Raw genomic sequence first — 23,417 nt, 5'->3', positions numbered from 1 at the left:
ATATTTGTCATCAATAAAATATCTAAAAATTATTTGCGTTATTTGAATACTTATATGAAAAAACAGTTATTTCTTATTTTTTGCCTCTTTTTAGTACAGTTTAGTGTAGCTCAGCGTTCAAATTCCGTTTTGTCTTCTGGAGATTGGTATAAGTTTTCGGTAGATACAACGGGTGTATTTAAGATTGATCGAAATTTATTGCAAAGAATAGGTGTTTCTACCAGCGGATTAAATCCGAAGAAAATACATATTTATGGTAATGGAGGTCAACTTTTACCCGAATTAAATAGTGATTTTAGATATGATGGCCTACAAGAAAACGCTATTTATATAGAAGGAGAAAGCGATGGTTCTTTTGATAATTCTGATTATATCCTTTTTTATGCAAAAGGTCCTCATGATTGGGAAGTAAATGTGAGTGCAAACTCTATAAAACACAGACAAAATATTTATTCTGATAAAGCGTATTATTTTATTACAGTAAATGATACGGACGGAAAAAGAATAACTCCCAAAACACCAATTACAACAAGTGCTACTTCTCAAATAAGTGTTTTTGATGATTTTAATTTTTATGAAAAAGAAGAAAAAAGTCTTTTTGCAGTGGGTACACAATGGTTTTTTACAGAAGATTTTAATATTGTAAATACACAGAGTTTTAAAATTCCGTTTAAAAATGCTGCCCCAAATACAGATTTAAATGTAAGAGTAAGAGGTGTTTCTAACTCGGTAGCTTCCTCTACTATGGATGTAAAAGTGAACGCCAAAGATGTTTTTACTATTAGTTACCCTATGGTAAATGCAAGTTCATTAACAAAAGCATACGATGTAGAAAGAAATGGAACCATAACAAACAGTGCCGAAAGTATTGAAGTTGCAATTACGTTTAATAATAATGGAAACCCGTCTGCAAATGCATTTTTAGATTATATAGAAATTGTTGGAAAAAAGAAATTGTCTTTTTCTGATTATCAATTTTCATTTAGAAGTTTAGCGCAAGCAAATGCAACTGGAGTTGTTGAATATCAAATAACAAACGGAAGTAATGCTTTTCAAGTTTGGGATGTAACAACAGCAATTAATCCGCAGCTAATAATAAATGAAAGTATTACAAATGATTTTACGTTTAAAGACAATGCAGCAAGTTTAAAAGAATATATTATTTTAGACGACAGCGATTATTATTTACCAGAAACAGTTGATAATTCTAAAGTTATAAATCAGAATTTACATGCTTTAAATGACATTAATTATATTGTAATAACAAATTCAGAACTTTCTGCACAAGCACAAAGATTAGCAGATTATCATCAAAATAATTCCAATTTAACAACCAAAGTCGTTTTGTTAGATGAAATATATAATGAGTATTCTTCTGGTTCTAAAGATATTACAGGAATTAGAGATTTTATAAAACATGTATACGATACAAATTCATCCGAAGATAAAAAATTAAAATATGTCTGCTTTTTTGGAGATGCTTCATATGATTATAAAGACAGAATACAAGCTAATAATAATATTGTACCTGTAAAACTGTCTACAATTAGTTTTAATTTAGCGAGTTCTTGGGTTACAGACGATTTTTATGTAATGATGGATGATAATGAAGGCACGATGTCTAGCAGTCATACGGTAGATATCGCATCTAGTAGAATTCCTGTTTCTACAATTTCTGAAGCAACAATTGTTGTTGATAAAATTTTAAATTATTACAATAAAAATACCATTGGAGATTGGCGAAATACAATCACTTTGGTTGCCGATGATATTGATGCCACTGGCGAAGAAGTTTTAGAACAAGGTGTAGAATCTATTGCAGACGAAATTAAAGCAAATCAACCAATTTTTAATATCAATAAAATTTATTCAGATGCGTATGTGCAAGAAAATTCATCTGGAGGAGAACGCTATCCAGATGTAAACTTAGCAATTACAAATGCCATCGAAAAAGGAACTTTGGTTTTTGATTATTTTGGTCATGGAGGAGAAGATGGTTTTGCTACAGAAAGAATTTTAGATGTTCCACAAATTCAAGGTTTTAATAACCCAAATACATTGCCGCTTTTAATTACAGTTACTTGCGATTTTTCTAGATTCGATAACCCAAGTAGAATTACTGCGGGCGAGCTCACGCTAAAAAATGAAACAGGAGGAGCTGCAAGTATGATAACAACTACAAGAGAGGTTTATATTACTGTTGGCCAAAATTTTAACGAAGCTTTGATTCGTGTTTTACTCGCATTTAATGATGAGGATTTTACAATAGCAGAAGCCTTAATGACCACGAAAAATAATTTTTCTAGCACGCAAAAATTCTTTATTTATTCTTTTGGCGATCCTGCCATGAAATTAGCAATTCCGAAACCAAACATTCGCATTACTAAAATGAATGATGTGGATATAACAACGTCTTTAGATACTATAAGAGCTTTATCAAAAGTGAAATTTGAAGGTGTTGTAACCGATAATTTAAATGCAGTTTTAACCGATTTTAATGGGACACTTTCTACTACTGTTTTCGACAAATTAATTGATAAAACGACGTTAGATAATGATGGTTATGGCATTAAAATGACTTTTGATACACAAGATAGTAAGTTGTTTAGAGGAAAATCTACGGTAGAAAATGGTGCTTTTAGTTTTGATTTTATTGTGCCAAAAGATATTAAAATTGCTTACGGGAAAGGAAAATTAAGTTTTTATGCAGAAAATGGAGAAATAGATAAAGCAGGTTATAATTTTGATGTTGTGGTTGGTGGAATCGATGAAAATGCGCCTGATGATGCACTTGGACCAGAAATAAAATTATTTATGAATGATGAGTCTTTTATTGATGGAGGCAATACCAATGCTTCTCCTAATTTAATAGCAGTTTTATTTGATGCTAGCGGAATTAATACTTCTATAACTGCGGTAGATCATGATATTGTGGGTATTTTAGATGGCGATACTACAAACCCAATTATTTTAAATGATTTTTATCAAACAGAACTTAACGATTTTTCTAAAGGAAAAGTAACCTATACTTTAAGTGATTTAGAAGTTGGGCCGCATACTTTAAAATTAAAAGCATGGGATACTTACAATAACTCATCAGAAACAACGTTAAATTTTGTGGTAGTAAGTGATGCGATTTTAAATTTAGAAAACGTATTAAATTATCCAAATCCGTTTGTAAATTATACAGAGTTTTGGTTTAATCATAACAAACCAAATGAACCTTTAGAGGTTCAGGTTCAAATTTTTACTGTGTCTGGTAAATTGGTAAAAACCATTAATCAGAATGTACAAACAACAGGTAATTTATCTAGAAGTATTACTTGGAATGGTTTAGACGATTTTGGAAATAAAATAGGAAAAGGAGTATATATTTATAAATTAAGAGTAAAATCTACAACGAATAATTTGGTTTCAGAGAAGTATGAAAAATTAGTAATACTGCAATAAAAATTAGATATTTGTAAAACAAACGAGAAAAACAGAAAATGAAGAAAATTGGATTTTGTATAGCACTTTGTGCTCTAGTAAGTTTAAAAACAAGCGCACAAACAACAATAAATACAGATGATATTGGAGGAATTACTACAGCAGTTCCTTTTTTATTGATAGTACCAGATGCTAGAGCAGCAGGAATGGGAGATATGGGGGTTGCTACAACAGCAGATGCTTTTTCTTTATTTCACAATCCAGCAAAAATTGTTTTTAGTGATCGACAAATAAAAACGGGATTAACGTATTCGCCTTGGTTGCGTAATTTAACCGATGATATTTTTGTAGGAAGTGGTTCTTATATTAATAGGTTTAGCGAAAACTCTGCTTGGGGAGCAGATTTTAAATATTTTTCTTTAGGAGAAATAAATTTAACAAATAATGATGGTAGCGATAATGGTTCTATTAACCCAAATGAATTGGTAGCAACAGGTTCTTATGCTTTAAAATTAAGTGAAACTTTCTCTATGGGAGTTTCTTTAAAATATATTCGTTCTAATTTAACTTTTAATGGAACCAATAGTAACTTACAACCCATTAATTCTTTTGGTGTAGATGTTTCTGGATATTATCAATCTTTTGAAGAAAACTATGGTAATTTTAATGGACGTTATAGAATTGGTTTCAATATTGCCAATATAGGACCTAAAGTTTCTTACACTCCGGGAGAAGAAGATTTTATTCCTACAAATTTAAAATTAGGTGGAGGTTTCGATTTTATTTTAGACGATTACAATATTATTTCTACAACAGTAGAGTTTACTAAATTATTAGTGCCTTATTCTGGAGATGATACAGCAGATGAAGATCAAGGTTGGATTGAAGGTATGTTTAGCTCTTTTGGAGATGCTCCAGGAGGATTTAGCGAAGAAATGAAAGAATTTACCTATGCTTTAGGAGCAGAATATTTATACAACAATGCTTTTGCTTTACGTGCTGGATATTTTCATGAAAGTGAAGACAAAGGGAATAGACAATATTTTACGTTAGGTGCTGGTTTTAAGACCAATGCATTAAATGTTGATTTGTCTTATTTAATAAATGGTTCTGATGTAAATAACCCATTAGAAAACTCATTACGCTTTTCTTTATCGTTTGATTTAGGAGAAATTTATGACAATTATTAATTGTAATAAATTTTTAGTAAGTTTACAAGAATAAAAGCAGTCAAAAAAGGCTGCTTTTTTTGACGCCATTATTTATGAGAAAAATTGAAATAGCAACATCAGCAGTCCTTTTTAAGGATGTATCAGAACTTTCTTCAGAAGATAAAATGTTGATGGATAAAGCTGTAGAAGCAAGAAAAAAAGCATACGCTCCCTATTCTAAATTTAATGTAGGAGCAGCTTTATTGTTAGAAAATAATGAAATTGTTTTAGGTAATAATCAAGAAAATGCAGCATATCCATCAGGAATGTGTGCAGAAAGAGTTGCCATTTGGAAGGCTGGATCAGAATTTCCAGGTGTAAAAATTTTAAAATTAGCAATTACCGCAAGTTCAACAATTAAAGAAGTTAGCAAACCTGTAGGCCCTTGTGGCGCTTGTAGACAATCTTTATCAGAATATGAAATTAAACAAAAACAATCTTTCGAGGTTTTGTTTATGGGAGAAGTTGGAGAAATTGTAAAAACAGATTCATTACTTTCTTTACTACCTTTTTCTTTTGATAGTTCTTATTTATAAGATTAGAAAAAACTAATTATTCAAATACAATATGTTTCTGTAAAGTTTTAATTTTAGAGAGGTATAAAAAGCAAATTTCGTTTTATTATATTTGTGTAAGTTACAATCTGTTTATTATGGAATTAAGGGATAAAATAATTAATCAATTTCAACTTTTTATTGAAGATGACACAAAACTAGATGTTTTAAATGGTGTTTTTGATTCCATGTCGGCTGTTAATTCAGTTTCTATAGTATCAGAAGAGCATTATAAAATTATAGAAGAACGTCGTCAAAAAAGATTAAAAGGAAAAACTGTAGGAAAAAGTTGGGAAGAAGTAAAGCTAAATCTGCGACAGAAATATGGTTTTTAAACCTATTTTAACGATTGATCCTGCTGCGCAAATTGAAATAGATAAAGCTATTGAATGGTATGAAAAAGTAAGAAAAGGTTTAGGATTGGAATTTTATAATTATTTAGATGGTTATTTTAAAACACTTCAACAAGGTAAAGTTAATTTTCAAATAAAAAGAAAACCAGTATTTAGAGAGTTAGCACTTAAAAGATTTCCATATATCATTATTTATGAATTTACAAATGAGGAAATTTATATTTATTCAGTATTCAACACATATCAAGATCCTATTAAAAAAAAGAAATAATTTGGAGTTTTAATCAGCTGTATTTTTAATTCTTGGTAAAAACAATAGATACTTTAAATGAAACCAGATATATCGTCAAGAAAAGACATAAAACTTATTATTACAAAGTTTTATGATAAGTTATTAGTTGATGAAAAAATGATTCCTTTTTTTACGGATATCGTTGCAAAAAACCAACTAGAACATCATTTAGAAATAATTACAGATTTTTGGAATGATATTATTTTTGACACTACTACCTATAGCAATAATGTAATGAAAAAACACCTTGATATAAACGTTTTCGTAACTTTTAAGAAGGAGCATTTTGCACTTTGGGTATCGTATTTTTTTAACACTATTGATACCTATTTTTTAGGTGATAATTCCGAAAGAATGAAGGCTAGAGCCCAATCTATTGCTACAGTGATGCAATTAAAGTTAAACCTTTATACAACATAATAAGTTTCTTTTTCTATTTTGGATTTCGTATTTTTTAGGTTATTTAACATTCTATCCATAAAAAAAGCCCGTAATTTTACGTAAAATGATAATTAGCAAAGAATGATTTCATCAAAAATTACAGGTACAGGAACTTTTATACCTACTTTAAAAAAAGAAAATACAGATTTTTTAAAAGATAAATTTTTAGATACTGATGGTACTCTTTTAGCGTCTGAAAATGAAGTTATTATCGAAAAATTTAAAGCAATTACTGGTATTGAAGAAAGGCGGTATGCACGAAAAGAATACACAAGCTCTGATTTGGCATTTTTTGCAGCTCAAAAAGCTATTGAAGATGCCGATATAGATAAAGAAGAATTAGATTATATTATTTTTGCACATAATTTTGGTGATGTAAAAGTAGGTTCGATTCAAAGTGATATGTTACCAACTTTAGCAACAAGAGTAAAAAATAAATTAAAAATTAAAAACCCTAATTGTGTAGCCTACGATCTTTTATTTGGTTGCCCTGGTTGGATTCAGGGTGTTATTCAAGCACAAGCTTATATAAAAGCAGGAATCGCAAATAAATGTTTGGTAATTGGTTCTGAAACTTTGTCGAGAGTTATTGATAAATACGATAGAGATTCTATGATTTATAGTGATGGAGCAGGAGCTTGTATTGTTGAAAAAACGACAGAACCAGATGCTGGAATTTTAAGTCATGCTACGCAAACTTTTGCCAATGAAGAGGCTTTTTATCTACATTATGGTAGTTCTTACAATAAAAACGAAGATAAAAATGTACGTTATATAAAAATGTTTGGACGTAAAATTTACGAATTTGCGATTACAAATGTTCCTGCAGCAATGAAATTTGCTTTAGATAAAAGCGGAGTAGAAATTGATGATGTGAAGAAAATATTTATACATCAAGCTAATGAAAAAATGGATGAAGCGATTATAAAACGTTTTTATAGGTTATTTAAAAAACCAGTCCCAGAAGGGATTATGCCTATGAGCATTCATAAATTAGGAAACAGTTCTGTTGCCACAGTACCTACTTTGTTAGATTTGGTTTTAAAAGGAAAAATAGAAAATCAATCTGTACAGAAAGGCGATGTTTTTATTTTGGCTTCTGTTGGAGCCGGAATGAATATTAATACAATTGTTTATAGATATTAAGATTTAAAATTCAAAGTTTGTGGTTTTAAGTTGCTTTGAATAAAAAATAACAACGTTTTCTAGGTTTTTAAAAGGCTATTTGTTTTTCTAAAAATTTAGAAAACGCTTTGTTTAATGCTATTTTTCTACGAATTCTCACAGATTTTAACGAATAATAATTAACTAAAAAAATCTAACTTCTTATATCGTAAATTTAATATCAAAATATTATTTTTGCGCATGGAACAAGACCAAGTACTTATTTTAGATTTTGGATCGCAATACACTCAGTTAATTGCAAGAAGAGTTAGAGAGTTAAACATTTATTGTGAAATTCATCCTTTTAACCATCCACCAAAAGAATTAGAAAATTTTAAAGCTGTTATCTTATCAGGAAGCCCAAATTCTGTAAGAGGAGAAAATGTTTTACATCCAGAGCTATCAGAAATTAAAGGTAAAAAACCTTTGTTGGCAGTTTGTTATGGAGCGCAATATTTAGCCCATTTTTCAGGTGGAAAAGTAGCAGAATCAAACACTAGAGAATACGGAAGAGCAAATTTATCATATATAAAAAATGATGAAATTTTCTTTCAAAATATTTCTGATGGAAGCCAAGTATGGATGAGTCATTCTGATACAATTAAAGAATTACCAACCGGTGGAATTCTATTGGCAAGTACTAAAGATGTAGAAAATGCAGCTTATAAAATTGATGGCGAAGATACATTTGCTATTCAGTTTCATCCAGAAGTTTATCATTCTAAAGACGGAAAACAATTATTGGCAAACTTTTTGGTAGATATTGCAAAAGTTGCACAAACTTGGACACCAGATTCTTTTGTAGAAAGTACGGTAGCAGACATTAGAGCAAAAGTTGGAAATGATAAAGTTGTTTTAGGACTTTCTGGAGGAGTAGATTCTACAGTTGCAGCTGTTTTATTACACAAAGCAATCGGAAAAAACTTGTATTGTATTTTTGTAAATAATGGTTTGTTGCGTAAAAATGAGTTCGAAAGTGTACTTACACAATACGAAGGCATGGGTTTAAACGTTAAAGGTGTAGATGCATCGCAACGTTTTTTAGATAAATTAGCAGGTATTTCTGATCCGGAAGGAAAAAGAAAAGCAATTGGTAGTACTTTTATTGATGTTTTTGATGATGAAGCTCATCATATTAAAGATGTAAAATGGTTAGCTCAAGGAACAATTTATCCTGATGTTATTGAATCTGTTTCTGTCAATGGAGGTCCATCAGCAACGATAAAAAGTCATCATAATGTTGGCGGATTGCCAGATTATATGAAGTTAAAAATTGTGGAGCCTTTAAAAATGATTTTTAAAGACGAAGTAAGAAGAGTAGGAGCATCGATGGGAATTGATCCAGAATTATTAGGACGTCATCCTTTTCCTGGGCCTGGTTTAGGAATTAGAATTTTAGGAGATATTACCGCAGAAAAAGTGCGTATTTTACAAGAAGTTGATGCTATTTTTATAAACGGATTAAAAGAGGATGGTTTGTATGATAAAGTGTGGCAAGCTGGTGCAATGTTATTACCTGTAAACTCTGTTGGAGTGATGGGCGATGAACGAACGTATGAAAAAGTTGTTGCCTTAAGAGCTGTAGAAAGTACAGACGGAATGACTGCTGATTGGGTAGATTTACCTTATAAATTTTTGCAAAAAACATCAAACAAAATTATAAATCAAGTAAAAGGAGTTAATAGAGTTGTGTATGACATCAGCTCAAAGCCACCTGCAACTATAGAATGGGAATAGAACATATGAAACATTTAAAATTTTTTATTTTTTTATGTATTTTAACGTTTACCGTTTCTTGCGGTCAACAAAATAGATACATACAGTACAAAGTTAAAAAAGGCGAAACAATCTATACTATTGCCAAGAATTTAAACATGAAAGAGAAGGATTTAATTCGTTTAAATCCTGATGTAAATGGCGGTTTAAGAGCAGATTCTTTTATAGTAGTGCCAGAAAAAAGTTTAAATTATTATAATTCTAAAAAATTAAATGAAGATACAGATATTGTTGATGCTGAATCTATTTCTGTTGAGGAAGAAATTATTGATGAGAAAACAAAACTTATCAATGAATTAAAAGAAAGGTTTGTTATTCATGAAATACAGAAAGGTGAAACTTTTTATAGTTTAAGTAAAGCTTTTAATGTTTCTAGAGGAGAATTATTATTGTTAAATCCGGAATTAGTAGAAGGTTTAAAAGTTGGTCAAATCTTAAAAATTAGAGAAATACCAGTTAGTGCTATTACAGATGTTACTTTTTATGAAGATTATATTCAGCCAAATACTTCTTTAAAAGTAGCGTTATTATTGCCTTTTAAAGCAGACCAGTATAATATTGATACTCTTGCACCAAAAGAAATATTTTCTAAAAATGCAACATTGGTAAATATTGCAACCGATTTTTATTTGGGTGCAGAAATTGCTGTAGATTCTTTAAGAAATAGAGGTGTTGCTATAGAGCTAAATGTTTTTGATACAGGAGATAGAAACACTACAGAGATAAGAAGTATTCTTGCGAATAGAGATTTTAATAATAATGATGTTGTTATTGGACCTTTATATTCAGAAGAAGTACAAATGGTTGCTAATAATGTAAATATTCCAGTTGTTTTTCCTGTATATTCTAATAAACAATCTGAGTTTTCATCTTCAAATATTGTAAAAACTTCTCCAGATAAAAGTATCTTTAGATTAGAATTAGAAAGATATATCAAAGAGAATTTTGATCACGGAAATATTATAATTGTGAGTGATGATAAAGCTGCTTCTTTAGAAACTAGTAGAATTTTAAAATCTTCTTTACAAACTAAAATTGATGCAAGTAGTATACATCTTTTAACACCAGATAAAGGGTATATTGCAAAATCTAGGTTTTCTCAGATTTTAAAACCAAATGCAAAAAATTGGGTTATTTTGGCTTCAGATAGTAATTTAATTATTGCTGATGTTATTAATAGTTTAATAAGTTTACCAGAAGAAACAACAGCTAAAGTTTTTACTTTTGATAAGAGCAGTGTTTATGAAAATGTTGATAACAGAAAATTAGCAAAAATTGGTTTTACATATGTAAGCGACGAGTTTGTTGATGAAAACTCTATGGAAACCAGCGCTTTTAATACTCAATATTATAAAAAGAATAATACGTTGCCTTCTTTTTATGCTACTAAAGGATTTGATATTACGTACGATATTTTAGTAAGATTAGCTTCTGGAAATGATTTAAAATCAACTTTTAAAGAAGGCGCAACTTCTAGAATTGAAACAAGGTTTGATTATAGAAATAACAATACAGAAAATCAAGGTTTATTTATTGTGCAATACAATAAAGATTTAACTTTAACGAAGCTTAAATAATGAGGTTTAAGTTTTAATAGTAAATTTCTTTAAAATAAGAAATAAAAAAAAATCCGCTTTTTAGCGGATTTTTTTTATATCAGAAAATGAGAAAGTTAGATTTTTTTCATCTGTTGTTTCATCATTTGTATTTGTTCTTTTAACATGCCATGTTTGTCTAATTTTTTAGCTTCAGACATTAAATTAGTTGCTTCACGTTTACGTCTTTTGGTCATTGCAATTCCTGCTAATTGTAGTTTTGCCATTGCCAAATCATGATCCATAGATAAACCTAATTTTACAGCTTTACGCAAATATTTTTCTGCTTGTGTAATATTTGTTTGGCTTAACATAATACCATGTAAATAATTATAATATCCTTGTTGCTTAGTAATTAAAGCAGCTTCTGGGTTTTTAATATAGCTTAACCATTTTTGAGCTGCAGGAAAATTTTGTTTACGTAATTGTAAAAAGGCTAATAAAATAAATTCATTTTTAAAATAAAATAAAACAAAAATTCCGGCAAGTAATAAAATGGAAATTCCGTTCATAATATTTCCTAAGCTAAATTGATAAATAGCCCAAGCTGAGATTAAACCAGCTAATACTAATTTTATGTTTTTATGAAACATTGTATGTTTTTTTTGTAACCCGATAAAACTCCTCGGATAATCGTTTTTATTAAATGAAATGCAAAAATACATTTTAAAATGAAAATACCCACAAGCTTTTTATATTGAATCGACTTCAGTGTAAGAAAACTTGTAGATATGCATTATTTTTTATAATATTTTTTATACTTTATAGAAGCAAATATCAATAATGCTATTATAAAACCAATGTATATAAAAGCTTCTTTTGGTGTTACTGCTTTATCTCCACTTGCATAAGAATGCAAACCAGATAAGTAGAAATTTACTCCAAAATAAGTCATCATTATTGATAAATAAGCAAATGCTGATGCAAAATTAAATGATAAACGACCACGTAAACCAGGAATTAAACGCATGTGCAATACAAAAGCGTAAATCATAATAGAAATTAACGCCCAAGTTTCTTTTGGATCCCAACCCCAATAACGTCCCCAACTTTCATTTGCCCACATTCCGCCAAGGAAATTACCAATTGTTAACATAACCAAACCAACAGTTACAGCCATTTCGTTAATAATTGTTAATTCTTTAATGTTTACATCCATTCGCTTTTTATTTTTTTCGGTTGTAAAAGCAATTAAAATTAAAGAAACAATTCCTAAAATCATTCCTAAAGAAAAAGGTCCATAACTAGCCACAATAATAGAAACGTGTACTAATAACCACCAAGAATTTAAAACTGGTTGTAAGTTTGCAATTTCTGGATCTAACCAATTTTGATGTGCAAAAAGTAAAATAATTGCAGCTAAAAAAGTAGTTGCACCAATAGTTAAAGCAGATTTTCGTCCTAAGTATAAACCAAACAGCATTGTTGCCCAAGCAACATAAATAATAGATTCGTAAGCATTACTCCAAGGCGCATTTCCGCTTATATACCATCTCGAAGCCAATCCGAAAGTGTGAAAAATAAAACTTAATAGAATAAGTGTAATTAAGCCTTTTATAATGTAAGTTAGTACTTTAGATTTGTAATAAAATATTTTAAGAATTTCAATAAAAATTAAAAGTAAGCCTAGAAAAAGATAGAAAAAAGCACTTAATTTAAAGATACCTAATTTGTTATAGGTAATTTCTAAATCGATTTTACTTTCTGATGGATACACTGCTGCTCCGTATTTTTTCTGATAATTTTTAATTCCATCTAAAATCTGATCTGCTTTTGTATAATCTCCAGTTCTTTTTGAAGTTTGCAAAAGCTGCATATAAAGCGGTAATAACTTCGGAATATATAAAGAATCTGATGTTTGTATAATTTTGCTATTTGCTACTTCTGGATGAGAAATCCATTTGTTATTTTCATCACCTGGAATCGGATAAATTTTTAAAACATTACCACTTAAAGCACTTGTAAATAACCAAAGTCTTCTACCTATTTTAATAACATCTTTTTCAAATTTATTTTGGATGTTTTTCTTTTGAGCTTCCGTAATATAAGAGTCAATTTTAGATTGTCCTCTTTCATCATAAAAGTCAGAAAGACGTGCATATTTTGCATCTTTTTCTACGCCAATTATTTCTCTTATTTTAGTATTTCCTTTTTCTAAATAAATAGCAGGCACTTCAAACCATAATCTTGGGCTTTCTAAAATAGATAGTAAAACTTGACTAGGTTGCATACCGTGTAAAACCTCACTCTGGCTTACTTTTCTTACCAATTCTGATGCAAAAGTATGAGCAGGTTTCATTCTACCACCAGCATCTTGAATTACCAATTTGTTAAATTTTTCTGCGTGTTTTAAAGAAACTTCATTTGCTTTTAAAATGGAATCAATTTGTTGGTCTGTAACTCTTTTTTGCTGATGTGTATCAGCCTGTTGACTGTAGCTGAAAGAAGACAGGAAAACAGCAAACATTACAGACAGTGTTAATTTCTTTTTTCTGATTTTTTTCAAAGTATTTTTTAAATCATCAAAACGTGTATGTTTAGCAAAGAGAATACAAATTAAACCAGTGTACAGCAAAGAATATCCGAAATAAGTAATAAAAGTTCCCCAAAAATCATGATTTACAGATAAATGAGTTTGTTCTTTTTCTCCTGATAAATCATAACTAGATTGAAAAAATTTATATCCTTTATGATCTAAAATATGATTCATAAAAATGCGAAAATCAAAACTTTCTTTTGCATCAATTACCGTAACTTCACTTGCATAAGACGCGGCACTTTCTGATCCTGGATATTTTTCTAATTGAAAATCATTTAATTTTACGCTAAACGGAGTCTCTAAAATTTTAGAGCCATACCACATTCTAAAATTTAGGTCGTTAACACTAACTTGTTCAAAGTTATCATTATTATATTTTCCACCAGAAAGTTCAACTCTTTTGGTTTCATTATTAGAGGTAACATCTAAGATAATAACATCTAGTTTTTTATCATCTTTTGGCCCGCTAATAGTTTGCATAGTTCCTTTACTTGGTTCATTTGGAGCAACAAATGGCAAGCCAGCAACATTGTATAGCGCACGTAATTTAAAATCTTGAATACTGTCTTTTTTTAAGCTTCCAGTAGCTTGTGTTGCCATTATTTGATAATTACCATCAGATTTTGCAACAATTTTTAAAGAATCATTTCTTTTAAAAATATTGATAGAAGCATTATTATCCGTAGAATTATAACCGACTAAAATATTATGAATATTTTGTACAGTTCCAGATTTTATATAATGTTCATGTCTACTTCCGCTAGATGATTCTACCAAAAATAGATGCTCAACGCCATTTTTATCTTCTACTAATTTTTTTTCTGCCCACGGAATGTAATCTACTAAATCTACTTTGTATTCTTTTTCTCTAAAGTCATCAGAAAACCCCCAAGAATTTGAGCCCCAAGCAGAAAGTAAAATTGGTTTATGTATTGTTTTTTGATCTTTGTTATCATCAACAATAACATTTACATAATTTGTTTCTGATAAAAACTGGTTGGTTGTTTCACCTTCATTAATTAACATAATGCCTTCGTAACCAACATATCTTGTTACACCAGCGCCAATAATTATAAATAAGAACGCTAAATGGAACATTAAAACTGCCCATTTTTCTTTTTTGTATAATCTGTATCTAAATATATTTCCAAAAAAATTGATCACAAAAAACACCATAATAGTCTCAAACCACCAAGTGTTATAAACGAGTGCTTTAGAGGTTTGTGTTCCAAAATCATTTTCTATAAAAGTTGCAACTCCCATTGATGTGGCAAAAAGGATAAATAAAACTGCCATTAATCTTGTAGAGTAGAGGAAATTAAAAATATTTTTCATCTTTATTTAGTGCTTTTTAAAGTGTTGCAAAAATAGGGATAAAAGCAACAAGACTTGATACAGAGAAGTTCTTTTTTGGTGTTAAGAACTGTTAAAAATTAAATAAAAAGTTGTTTTTAAATTAGTTTATTTTCGTAAATAAAATCAATAAAAATTATTGATTCAAAAATTTACAATTTTGTGGAAGTTTTATAGCTGTTAAATCCAATCTCTAAAGCATTAGAAATTTCACTTAAAGTAGCGCTATTTCTTGCAGCTTTTACAGTTAAATCTAAAAGGTTTTCTTTTCCTGATTTTGCAGCTTTAGTTAAATTAGCCAAAGAATTTTTAACTTTTTCTGGATTTCTATTTGCTTTTAAAAGTTGTAATTTTTCTATTTGAGATTTTCTCACGGCATCAGAATCAATTTTAGAAACACGTAAAGAATCTTCTTGTTTTAGTTGATGTTTATTTACATCAATAAGAACTTCTTTACTCATAATAATTTTTGTTTGCTTTTTTGTAGCAGTTTCTTCAATTCTCTTTTTTGGAATACCCTTTTCAATGGCTTTGGTTAATCCGCCTAAATCATTAACTTCTTTTAGTAAACTCCAAGCTCTATTCGCAATTTCTTCTGTTAGTTTTTCTATACGAAAACTGCCCGCCCAAGGATCTACAGTTTTAGTAATATGTGTTTCCTGTTGTAAAAATAGTTGTGTATCTTTAGTAAGTATATTAGAATAATCTTTAAGAAAAGCATTCGATTCGTTTAATGTATTTGTGTATAAACTTTCTGTACCGCCAAAAGCTGCAGCCATTGCTTCTATAGTAGTTCTGGCAATTTTATTAAAAGGATCTTGCGCTTTTAAAGACGAGTTATTTGTTTTGCAATGAGTTCTTAATGCAAACGAATTTTGATTTTTAGGATTGAATTGTTTTACAATTTTTGCCCACAACATTCTTGCAGCTCTTAATTTTGCTATTTCTGTAAAATGATCCATGCCAATTGCCCAAAAGAAAGATAATTTTGAGGCAATAGTATCAATGTCAATTCCTGCTTCAATGCTTTTTTTTATGAATTCTAAACCTTTAGAAAATGTATAAGCCAATTCAATTTCTGCAGTAGTATTAGCTTCTTGCATATGAAAACCAGAAATAGAAAAGGAGTTAAATTTTGGCATTTTATTACTTGTATATTTAAAAATATCAGTAAAAATTTTCATTGATAGATTAGGAGAAACAATGTCTGTTTCTTTAACCATGAGATCCTTTAAAACATCATATTGAATGATTCCAGAAAGTTGATCAAGAGGAACTTCTTGTTCTTCTGCGGCAACAATATAAAATGCTAAAAGGGGTAGAATTGCGTCATTCGATGTTATAGAAACCGAGATTTTATCTAAAGGAACTTGATAAAACAACATCTTCATGTCTTCTACAGAATCTATGTTAACACTTGTTTTGCTAACAAGGTTTTTTAGAATTTCATCATCAGAATCATAAGTATTTTGTGTTTCGACATTAAAAGTAATAGATAATTCTTTTAAGTGAGTTTCTGGATTTTTTTTGTAAAAAATATTGCCTTCTTTAGCGGAAGAAAAACTAATACATTGCCTAATTTCCCAGGGTTTTTTAATGTACATTGTTGCGTAAATACCTCTTAAATTTGGCGCAATTCCTGCTACAAAATCTTCATGTTTAAAGTTTTGTTGAGGTTCTAAATTCGAACTTTTTAGTTTGATATGTTCAAATGATTTTCTAGGCATTTTCTTGTGCTAATCTTTCTTTTTCTATAGATTCAGAAAGACGTTTTCTATTAATTGGTGTAATTAATGTTTTTATATTTCTTTGTTTTACAAAAGGATACAACTCTAATTCTCCCTTCATTTTATCAGCTGAATTAGTGTGTATATTTGTGCCCAATAAAACAATGTTTTTATTGATAAAATTTTCTTCTTCGGTTAAAGCATTTTCTTGTATTTTCTTTTGGATGATTCCCGCTTTTAATTGATGTAAAAATCCGCCAACTTTTTCTATTTGTTTAAAAATTGTTAATGCGTTCTCTGCTAATTGATTTGTAATTGCTTCAATATAATAAGTGCCGTTAGCAAAATTTTGAGCATCAGAAAAATCACTTTCTTGTTGTAAAATTAACAATTGATTTCTAGAAATTCGTTCGCCAAGTTCATTAGATTTATGAAACATAGCATCATATGAAACATTAGAAATGGTGTTTGATCCACCTATAATAGCACTCATACATTCGGATGTTGTTCGCAACATATTTACATTATAATTGTACAATGTTTTGTTTCTTAAACTTGGTTTGGTAAAAATATGAGCTTCAATATTTTTTAGATCATATTCATTTAAAAGTGTTTCCCAAAGAATTCTAAAAGCTCTTAATTTTGCAATTTCGAAAAAATAATTGCTCCCTACAGCAAAATTAAAATTTATTTTAGTGGCTACATCTTTTCCAAAATCATGTAAATATTCATTTGCGTGTGCTAAGGTATACGCTAATTGTTGAACAATATTTGCTCCTGAGTTTTGATATAAATCTGCAGAAACTGAAATGCAATTTTTAGTTGCTAAAACGATGTTTTCTAACTTTTTTTGATCTTCTTTTAAGTTGACAAACCAATTGCCACTTTCTGCTAAATTGCCAATACTATCCGTTTGAAAAAAAGTATTTTCTGAATTGCAATATTTAGAAAGTTCTATTTGAAAATGATCATCTAAAAAAGAAAACTGAAAATAAATTATAGTTGATTTTACTTCAATTTTATGTAAAACTTTATGATAATCAAATTTTTTATCTGCCTTAAATTGGATGGAATTTGCGCCTCTTTTTAAAGCATCTATTGCTAAAAAATTAGCTATTTTTTCATCATGAATAAAAATTGTTTGACAAATATTAAATTTTTTTTTTGGAAGATTTATTTTTGAATTTGTTCTGTCTTCTTTTGTGTAAAAAGGTTTTACAAGAATGCCTTCATCGGTTTTATACAATAAGGTTTCATTATAATCTGCGCCATTTAAATCTACTTGAATTTTTTGTTTCCAAGCAGCAGCAGTTACTGGTTCAAAATCATCAAATAGAAAAGTACTCATTATTTTTTTATAGTGTCAAATTCAATAATATAAATGTCTTCGTTTTCTTTTTTCATTAAATATTTTTCTCTAGCAAAACGTTCTAGTTTTAAAGAATCTTGTAAGTTTTTTATCATTTCTTTATCAGAATCAAGCTTTTCTTCATAAAAAGTAATTGTACTTTCTAAATCTTCAATTTCTTTGTTAAATTCTCTATGTGTTAAATATGAATTTTCATCAAAAAAAAGCATCCAAATTATAAAAGGAATAAAAATTATTACAAAAGTATTTGTAAGAATTTTAAAGATTGGATTCTTTTTTAAATTGCTAAAAAAACTCATTTATAAACGGTCATTTATTACTGTTCTTACAACATCTATAGCAACTGTATTGTGTTTGTTATTAGGAATAATAATATCAGCAAAATTTTTAGTTGGTTCTATGAATTGTTGATGCATAGGTTTTAAAGTGTCTTGGTATCTGTTTAAAACTTCATCAATATCTCTTCCTCTTTCGGTAATATCTCTTCTAATTCTTCTAATTAAACGCTCGTCTGTATCTGCGTGAACAAATATTTTTATGTCAAATAACTTTCTTAAAGCTTCGTTATTTAAAATTAATATTCCTTCAACAATAACCACTTTTCTAGGGTGTGTTTTTATAGTATCTGTAGTTCTGTTATGCGTTACAAAAGAGTAAACTGGTTGCTCGATCGTTTTACCTAATCTTAATTTTTTTAAGTGTTTAACTATTAATTCAAAATCGATTGCTCTTGGGTGATCAAAATTAATTTTTGATCTTTCCTCATAAGATAAATTAAACGTTTCGTTGTAGTAAGAATCTTGAGAAATTACACAAACTTCATCTGTAGGTAATTGTTTAATAATTTGATTTACAACAGTAGTTTTTCCGCTTCCTGTTCCGCCGGCAATTCCTATAATTAACATATATTTTAATTGATTTTTTTTAATTATTTGTAAAAACAATAGAGTCTTTAAAAAGTGTTAAAGTTATTGATTTTTATGTCTTTAGCTTTTAAATCGAACATTAAATTATACAAGCCAAAAAAGGTTCTGTTCATATAAATAAAATGTTTAGAACCTCTACTTGCATTGTAAGATCTCAATTCTGTGCTTTTAGAAAATCGTTCGCCAAATTCTGTTATTTGACCAAAAAATTCCTCATCAGAAAAGTCGAAAGTTTCTACATGAAAAGGTTGCGTAAAAATAGTTAACATTTCATGAAACATTGCGCTAAAAAAGGTCAATTCTTCTTTGCTATCTGTTTCTAATAAAATTTCTAATTCATACATTTTTTCTTCAAAAAGTGCTTTGTCTGCTAATGTTTCTTTGCGTGCTAAAACAAAATACGGATTGTAAAAATCTATTGGAATAGATTTCATACAACCAAAATCTAAAGCAATTAATTTATAATCTTTAGAAATTAAGAAGTTTCCAGGATGTGGATCTGCATGTACTTTCTTTAAATTGTGAATTTGAAACATGTAAAAATCCCAGAGGGCTTGCCCTAAAGCATTTCCTCTTTCTTGATTTTTGTTGATGTCTGTAAATTCTGATAAATGAATTCCATGCATCCAATCCATGGTTATGATCTGTTTTGACGATAAATCCTTATAATAATTAGGAAAAGTAAGATTAGGGATATTTTTGCAAGCATTTACTATTTCTATACTTTGTTCAACTTCTAAAACGTAATCTGTTTCTTCTAATAATTTATCTTGAACTTCAAAAAAATAATCATCAGACATTTTACCTTTCATATTAAACATTCTAATAACAAAAGGTTTTAGCATTGCTAAATCAGATTTTATACTGTCTGCAACTCCTGGATATTGAATTTTTACAGCCAATTCTTGTCCATCTTTTTCAGCTTTATGAACTTGACCAATACTAGCTGCGTTAAAAGCTTTTACATCAAATTGATCATAAATTTCTGATGGAAATTTTCCAAAACTCTTTTTAAAAGTTTTTAAAACCAATGCTTCAGAAAGCGGTGGAACAGAAAATTGTGCCAAAGAAAATTTTTCTACATAAGCTCTTGGCAAAATGCTTTTATCCATGCTTAACATTTGTGCAACTTTAAGCGGGCTACCTTTTAAATCTTTTAAGCTATCGTAAATATCTTCTGCATTCGATTTATTTAGTTTATCTCTAGCATCTTCTTCAGAATTTACAATTTTATCACCAAAATATTTTAAATAATTTACACCAACTTTAGCACCTGTTTGCACTAATTTAGAAGCACGTTGAATTTTAGAAATCGGAATTTTACTAGCTTTTTTCATATCTAATTGGCTTTTTTCTGAATTTTTTCTTTGTAAACAAACTTTCCTAGGTCAAATGCATTTTTTAAAAATTTGTTTTCTATAAGCTCAAAGCTAGTATTTATAGATTTTTCTATAAAAATATCTGTTTTTTCAAAAGATTCTGATGAGTCTTCTAACCAAAACTGAATGGTTAAGTAGAGTTGAATCCAAGCAGATTCGTTAACAAATTTTCTTTGTATTTTTTCTAAACCATCAATTGGTAAAATACTTTCTGATAAATCTAAATTATTAACAAAAGCAATAAAATGTTTCTTTAAACCAGAAAGTGCACTAAAAGATTTTAGCTGATTTTTACAGCCTTTTAATGCAATTAAAACGTATTCTCTATTAAGATTTAAGTTCTCGAAAAAAGTAAAATATAAGCTAATTAATTTGTTTTTTTTATCAAAAGAAAGAAACTCTTCACTTTCATTTAAAACTTCTATCGAGTTTTTAAAAAGTTCTTTAAAAACTGTTTTTTCTACATTTTTTAAAGATTTAAAATGACTGTAAAAGAGAGCAACATCTAAATCTACATTTTCGCAAAAGTCGTCAACATCTGTTGGTTTTTGTTTGTTTTCTATCACAAAATCCATGTATAATGTTAGCACATCTATTTTAGAAATATTTTTCTTCTTTTTAGCCATATAAAGTTTTAAAGTGCAAAAATACGAAACGTTTTGTTGTCTAAAGAAAAACAAACTAGATAAAACAAAAAAAACCAAGTTAAATAATAACTTGGTTTTTTAGAAAGTTTATAATGTTGTTTAAGCAAAAATTTTGCCCAATCTTTTTTTACCACTTACTAGTTGCTTTTTGTAAGATTCTAGCGTATCAAAAACTAAATTTTGTTGATTATCTAATAAATGAACTCCGCCTTTTAATGCTTTGTCTAAAACTTGTTGCCATTCGCTTGCGATGGTTATAGAATCTGTAACTACTTCTTCGGTAGTGTTTAAAGCAAAGTCATTTGCTTTTTTTACAGAAGTTTTAGCAGTATCTAAAACCTTATTAACTGTATCTGTAAATTTTACGTTATTTGTTTTTTTTGTGCTCATAATAGTTTTTTTTATGTGATATTATATAAATTATAATTCTCCTTTTAAAGCTAAAGTAGCTTGTGCTTTCCAACCTTCTAAGTCATAAATTTTAGCATTAATTCCTGCGCCAATTAATAAGTTTGTTAAGTCTTTAACCGTCATTTTAGAAATTTGATTATAAGCAGTAATGTTTAAATCATTTAAGTTTTTTTCTAAAACTGGTCCAATACCTTTAATTACTTTTAAATCATTGGTAACATCTGTTTTTTCAACAATTACTTTTTCTACGACTACTTCTTTTTTAACAACTACTTTCTTTTTTGGAGTTGTCTTTTTTGGAGTCGCTTTTTGGGTAGTAGTTTTTTTAGTCGAAGCTTTTTTTGGCTTAGTTATTTCGTCTATTTTTTCATCAACATCATCAAGAATATCTTCCGTGTAATCTTCAATTTTATCTTTTACATTTTCTATAGTTTCAGAAATATTCTTTTTTAATTTAGAAGACATTTTTTCTGCTTTCTTTACCAATTTATTGCTAGAAACTTCTTTCTCAATTTTGTCTTTCATCGCTTCAGCCTTTTCAATTAAAGGATTTTCTGAAATCATTTTCTTAGCATTTTCAACCATTTTTGGATCGTAACCAACCAAAGTTTTTAAACGCTCTGTACTATTTTCTAACTGACCTTTAATAGATTCTGCAGTATCGACAACCATATTAATTTGTTGTTTTGTTAAAGGTTCTGTTTTCTTTATTAATTTGGCTGTTAATTTTTGCCATTTTTCACCAGTTTTTACTGTGGTTTCGATTGCATTAAAAGAAGCGTCGATTAAATCGCTGTTTATTTTTTTAACAATTGCTTTTGCTTTGCCTAATGTATCTTCTTTTTTTATTTCTTTTTTTGACTTTTTAGTTGCCATGATATATATGTTTTTAAGTTGTTTTTTTAATTGATATTACAAATTTAATATATGTGAGTTGCAAATGAGTTACAAACTAGTTTTTGCTGAAAAAATCTAATGTTTTATTTAAGTTTCTCCAAATCATTCCTTTCTCTTTTTCTAAATTGTTAAAGAGATTATCTTGTTGTTTTGCAGAGAATTTTAAACCATGTTTTATAGTTTTTGATGTAATTTTTTGTAAATTCTCTACAGAATCAATTGACTTAGAAACTATCTTTTCGGTAGTTTTTAAAGCAAAATCGTTTAACTTTAAAGTATTTTCCTTTATGCTTTTTGTTGAGATAATTTCCATCATTTTGTGTATTGATATTTATTATAGTACAAATATAAAACGTGTGAGTTGCAAATGAGTTACAATGATGGTTATGAGAAACGAATTACACTAATTGGTAGGTTTTTTGGGTCTTTATTATTTTAGTATTTATTTTTTAAATTTCAAATTATATTCTTGAAATATGAAATTGAAGAAATAGTAAGGAATTTTTGTTATTCGTGAGATTTGTGTCTTATTTTTTCTGATAAAATCAATGTATGTTTTCAATCTCGTTCAATAGTTTTTTAGTTTCAGGAAGCGGCGAAATTCCATATTCTTCTTCTAAAATAACCTCACATTTTAGATACGTTTTTATAGCTTGTGGTCTGTTGCCTCTAATAATATAGGCTTGCATTTGTATTCTGTAAGCATCTTCCCAAGTTGCATCAATAGCCAAGGCTTTTTGTGCCAAACGAATACTTTCTAACGGGTTTTCTTGCAATAAAATTTCGGCTAATGTTATATAAGTTCCTAAAATTAAAAGTTGGGTTTTTTCTCTTTCTTCGGATGTCCAATCTTCAAAAATTCGGTTAGGTAAATAAGAGCCTTTGTATAAATCTATTGCAGCTTTGTAGGCAATTTTAGACACCGTTTTATCAATAATTAAAGATTCATTACCAATAATAATGTATTTTTCTAATGCTTCAACATCAATCCAAACTTTTTTTAAATCAATTTGATAGCTAACACCTTGTCTTATAATGTATTCAGATTCTGTTCTAGAAAGTCTTTTGGGTTCCAGCACTTTATTAATTCCGTGTAAAGCAACTTTAAAATCACGATCATTCCAATCTTCCCAAAGTCCGTCCATAATTTTTTCTTTATGAAGTGCATTTCTTTGGCGATTAGAAACTAAATATTGTAATAATTGAATTGTTTTATCTCTTGCCCATTCTTTGTTGTCAACCTTTTGGTGATTTCTCCACACACAAAAATGCCCTAAAGTTTCAATGCGAATTTTTGCATCTTTTTTAAAGGTTTGTAATTCTTGTAGTTGTAGTAGAGAGTTAGACATAGAGT

At 28.7% G+C, this 23,417-nt stretch carries 21 protein-coding genes; 9 read left to right on the top strand and 12 right to left on the bottom strand.

Annotated features, from left to right (window positions below; translation table 11 throughout):
* Positions 1 to 54 precede the first annotated feature (54 nt).
* The 9 genes from porU (at position 55) to BLT70_RS11950 (ending at position 10,797) form a co-directional block, all read left to right on the top strand.
* Positions 55 to 3,450, top strand: coding sequence for a type IX secretion system sortase PorU (porU, locus tag BLT70_RS11990; protein ID WP_091894724.1), 3,396 nt, complete (start codon positions 55 to 57; stop codon positions 3,448 to 3,450).
* Between the two features lie 38 nt (positions 3,451 to 3,488).
* Positions 3,489 to 4,619: a type IX secretion system outer membrane channel protein PorV gene (gene porV / locus BLT70_RS11985; protein ID WP_091894722.1), complete on the top strand. Its 1,131-nt coding sequence runs from the start codon at positions 3,489 to 3,491 to the stop codon at positions 4,617 to 4,619.
* A gap of 74 nt (positions 4,620 to 4,693) precedes the next feature.
* On the top strand, positions 4,694 to 5,176 hold the full coding sequence (gene cdd / locus BLT70_RS11980) for a cytidine deaminase (protein ID WP_091894720.1): 483 nt from the start codon (positions 4,694 to 4,696) through the stop codon (positions 5,174 to 5,176).
* A 116-nt stretch (positions 5,177 to 5,292) separates the two neighbouring features.
* The gene (locus BLT70_RS11975; RefSeq protein ID WP_091894718.1) at positions 5,293 to 5,529 is read left to right on the top strand and encodes a hypothetical protein; all 237 of its coding nucleotides are present in this window, start codon (positions 5,293 to 5,295) and stop codon (positions 5,527 to 5,529) included.
* Entirely contained in the window at positions 5,519 to 5,818 is a 300-nt protein-coding gene (locus BLT70_RS11970; RefSeq protein ID WP_091894716.1) for a hypothetical protein, read from the top strand. Before BLT70_RS11975 ends, BLT70_RS11970 begins: the two co-directional genes overlap by 11 nt.
* Positions 5,819 to 5,875: 57 nt before the next feature.
* A complete protein-coding gene (locus BLT70_RS11965) occupies positions 5,876 to 6,259 on the top strand; it encodes a group III truncated hemoglobin (RefSeq protein ID WP_091894714.1) in 384 nt (127 codons plus the stop codon).
* A 102-nt stretch (positions 6,260 to 6,361) separates the two neighbouring features.
* Entirely contained in the window at positions 6,362 to 7,426 is a 1,065-nt protein-coding gene (locus tag BLT70_RS11960; protein WP_091894713.1) for a 3-oxoacyl-ACP synthase III family protein, read from the top strand.
* Positions 7,427 to 7,645: 219 nt separating this feature from the next.
* Positions 7,646 to 9,181: a glutamine-hydrolyzing GMP synthase gene (gene guaA, locus BLT70_RS11955; RefSeq protein WP_091894711.1), complete on the top strand. Its 1,536-nt coding sequence runs from the start codon at positions 7,646 to 7,648 to the stop codon at positions 9,179 to 9,181.
* A gap of 5 nt (positions 9,182 to 9,186) precedes the next feature.
* Positions 9,187 to 10,797, top strand: coding sequence for a LysM peptidoglycan-binding domain-containing protein (locus BLT70_RS11950; protein WP_231962690.1), 1,611 nt, complete (start codon positions 9,187 to 9,189; stop codon positions 10,795 to 10,797).
* Between the two features lie 95 nt (positions 10,798 to 10,892).
* Here BLT70_RS11950 and BLT70_RS11945 read toward each other — a convergent pair whose 3' ends face one another.
* From BLT70_RS11945 to BLT70_RS11890, 12 genes are all read right to left on the bottom strand, one after another.
* A complete protein-coding gene (locus tag BLT70_RS11945) occupies positions 10,893 to 11,408 on the bottom strand; it encodes a hypothetical protein (RefSeq protein WP_091894707.1) in 516 nt (171 codons plus the stop codon).
* 143 nt (positions 11,409 to 11,551) lie between these two features.
* The gene (gene ccsA, locus BLT70_RS11940; RefSeq protein ID WP_091894705.1) at positions 11,552 to 14,689 is read right to left on the bottom strand and encodes a cytochrome c biogenesis protein CcsA; all 3,138 of its coding nucleotides are present in this window, start codon (positions 14,687 to 14,689) and stop codon (positions 11,552 to 11,554) included.
* A 170-nt stretch (positions 14,690 to 14,859) separates the two neighbouring features.
* Complete coding sequence (locus tag BLT70_RS11935; RefSeq protein WP_091894703.1) at positions 14,860 to 16,434, bottom strand: methylmalonyl-CoA mutase family protein; 1,575 nt, start codon at positions 16,432 to 16,434, stop codon at positions 14,860 to 14,862.
* Entirely contained in the window at positions 16,427 to 17,782 is a 1,356-nt protein-coding gene (locus BLT70_RS11930; protein WP_091894701.1) for a methylmalonyl-CoA mutase subunit beta, read from the bottom strand. The genes BLT70_RS11935 and BLT70_RS11930 overlap by 8 nt, the downstream gene beginning before the upstream one ends.
* Positions 17,782 to 18,102, bottom strand: coding sequence for a septum formation initiator family protein (locus BLT70_RS11925; protein ID WP_091894699.1), 321 nt, complete (start codon positions 18,100 to 18,102; stop codon positions 17,782 to 17,784). The genes BLT70_RS11930 and BLT70_RS11925 overlap by 1 nt, the downstream gene beginning before the upstream one ends.
* Positions 18,103 to 18,708 carry a uridine kinase gene (gene udk / locus BLT70_RS11920; protein ID WP_091897654.1) on the bottom strand — a complete coding sequence of 202 codons (606 nt, stop codon included), beginning with the start codon at positions 18,706 to 18,708 and terminating at the stop codon, positions 18,103 to 18,105.
* Between the two features lie 47 nt (positions 18,709 to 18,755).
* A complete protein-coding gene (locus BLT70_RS11915; RefSeq protein WP_091894697.1) occupies positions 18,756 to 20,066 on the bottom strand; it encodes an AarF/ABC1/UbiB kinase family protein in 1,311 nt (436 codons plus the stop codon).
* Positions 20,067 to 20,068: 2 nt separating this feature from the next.
* Entirely contained in the window at positions 20,069 to 20,734 is a 666-nt protein-coding gene (locus tag BLT70_RS11910; RefSeq protein WP_091894695.1) for a TetR family transcriptional regulator C-terminal domain-containing protein, read from the bottom strand.
* A 120-nt stretch (positions 20,735 to 20,854) separates the two neighbouring features.
* Complete coding sequence (locus BLT70_RS11905; RefSeq protein WP_091894693.1) at positions 20,855 to 21,145, bottom strand: hypothetical protein; 291 nt, start codon at positions 21,143 to 21,145, stop codon at positions 20,855 to 20,857.
* Positions 21,146 to 21,175: 30 nt separating this feature from the next.
* Positions 21,176 to 22,042: a hypothetical protein gene (locus BLT70_RS11900; protein WP_091894691.1), complete on the bottom strand. Its 867-nt coding sequence runs from the start codon at positions 22,040 to 22,042 to the stop codon at positions 21,176 to 21,178.
* 76 nt (positions 22,043 to 22,118) lie between these two features.
* Positions 22,119 to 22,379, bottom strand: coding sequence for a hypothetical protein (locus BLT70_RS11895; protein ID WP_157691900.1), 261 nt, complete (start codon positions 22,377 to 22,379; stop codon positions 22,119 to 22,121).
* 229 nt (positions 22,380 to 22,608) lie between these two features.
* Positions 22,609 to 23,412: a BTAD domain-containing putative transcriptional regulator gene (locus tag BLT70_RS11890; protein ID WP_091894687.1), complete on the bottom strand. Its 804-nt coding sequence runs from the start codon at positions 23,410 to 23,412 to the stop codon at positions 22,609 to 22,611.
* Between the last annotated feature and the right edge of the window lie 5 nt (positions 23,413 to 23,417).

This window comes from Polaribacter sp. KT25b, assembly GCF_900105145.1.
Taxonomy (GTDB): Bacteria; Bacteroidota; Bacteroidia; order Flavobacteriales; family Flavobacteriaceae; genus Polaribacter.
This window is presented reverse-complemented; position numbering and strand designations above follow the sequence as displayed.

Coding starts and splice junctions, on each gene's coding strand:
- porU (WP_091894724.1), top strand. CDS start 55: ATGAAAAAACAGTTATTTCTTATTTTTTGCCTCTTTTTAGTACAGTTT.
- porV (WP_091894722.1), top strand. CDS start 3,489: ATGAAGAAAATTGGATTTTGTATAGCACTTTGTGCTCTAGTAAGTTTA.
- cdd (WP_091894720.1), top strand. CDS start 4,694: ATGAGAAAAATTGAAATAGCAACATCAGCAGTCCTTTTTAAGGATGTA.
- BLT70_RS11975 (WP_091894718.1), top strand. CDS start 5,293: ATGGAATTAAGGGATAAAATAATTAATCAATTTCAACTTTTTATTGAA.
- BLT70_RS11970 (WP_091894716.1), top strand. CDS start 5,519: ATGGTTTTTAAACCTATTTTAACGATTGATCCTGCTGCGCAAATTGAA.
- BLT70_RS11965 (WP_091894714.1), top strand. CDS start 5,876: ATGAAACCAGATATATCGTCAAGAAAAGACATAAAACTTATTATTACA.
- BLT70_RS11960 (WP_091894713.1), top strand. CDS start 6,362: ATGATTTCATCAAAAATTACAGGTACAGGAACTTTTATACCTACTTTA.
- guaA (WP_091894711.1), top strand. CDS start 7,646: ATGGAACAAGACCAAGTACTTATTTTAGATTTTGGATCGCAATACACT.
- BLT70_RS11950 (WP_231962690.1), top strand. CDS start 9,187: ATGAAACATTTAAAATTTTTTATTTTTTTATGTATTTTAACGTTTACC.
- BLT70_RS11945 (WP_091894707.1), bottom strand. CDS start 11,408: ATGTTTCATAAAAACATAAAATTAGTATTAGCTGGTTTAATCTCAGCT.
- ccsA (WP_091894705.1), bottom strand. CDS start 14,689: ATGAAAAATATTTTTAATTTCCTCTACTCTACAAGATTAATGGCAGTT.
- BLT70_RS11935 (WP_091894703.1), bottom strand. CDS start 16,434: ATGCCTAGAAAATCATTTGAACATATCAAACTAAAAAGTTCGAATTTA.
- BLT70_RS11930 (WP_091894701.1), bottom strand. CDS start 17,782: ATGAGTACTTTTCTATTTGATGATTTTGAACCAGTAACTGCTGCTGCT.
- BLT70_RS11925 (WP_091894699.1), bottom strand. CDS start 18,102: ATGAGTTTTTTTAGCAATTTAAAAAAGAATCCAATCTTTAAAATTCTT.
- udk (WP_091897654.1), bottom strand. CDS start 18,708: ATGTTAATTATAGGAATTGCCGGCGGAACAGGAAGCGGAAAAACTACT.
- BLT70_RS11915 (WP_091894697.1), bottom strand. CDS start 20,066: ATGAAAAAAGCTAGTAAAATTCCGATTTCTAAAATTCAACGTGCTTCT.
- BLT70_RS11910 (WP_091894695.1), bottom strand. CDS start 20,734: ATGGCTAAAAAGAAGAAAAATATTTCTAAAATAGATGTGCTAACATTA.
- BLT70_RS11905 (WP_091894693.1), bottom strand. CDS start 21,145: ATGAGCACAAAAAAAACAAATAACGTAAAATTTACAGATACAGTTAAT.
- BLT70_RS11900 (WP_091894691.1), bottom strand. CDS start 22,042: ATGGCAACTAAAAAGTCAAAAAAAGAAATAAAAAAAGAAGATACATTA.
- BLT70_RS11895 (WP_157691900.1), bottom strand. CDS start 22,379: ATGATGGAAATTATCTCAACAAAAAGCATAAAGGAAAATACTTTAAAG.
- BLT70_RS11890 (WP_091894687.1), bottom strand. CDS start 23,412: ATGTCTAACTCTCTACTACAACTACAAGAATTACAAACCTTTAAAAAA.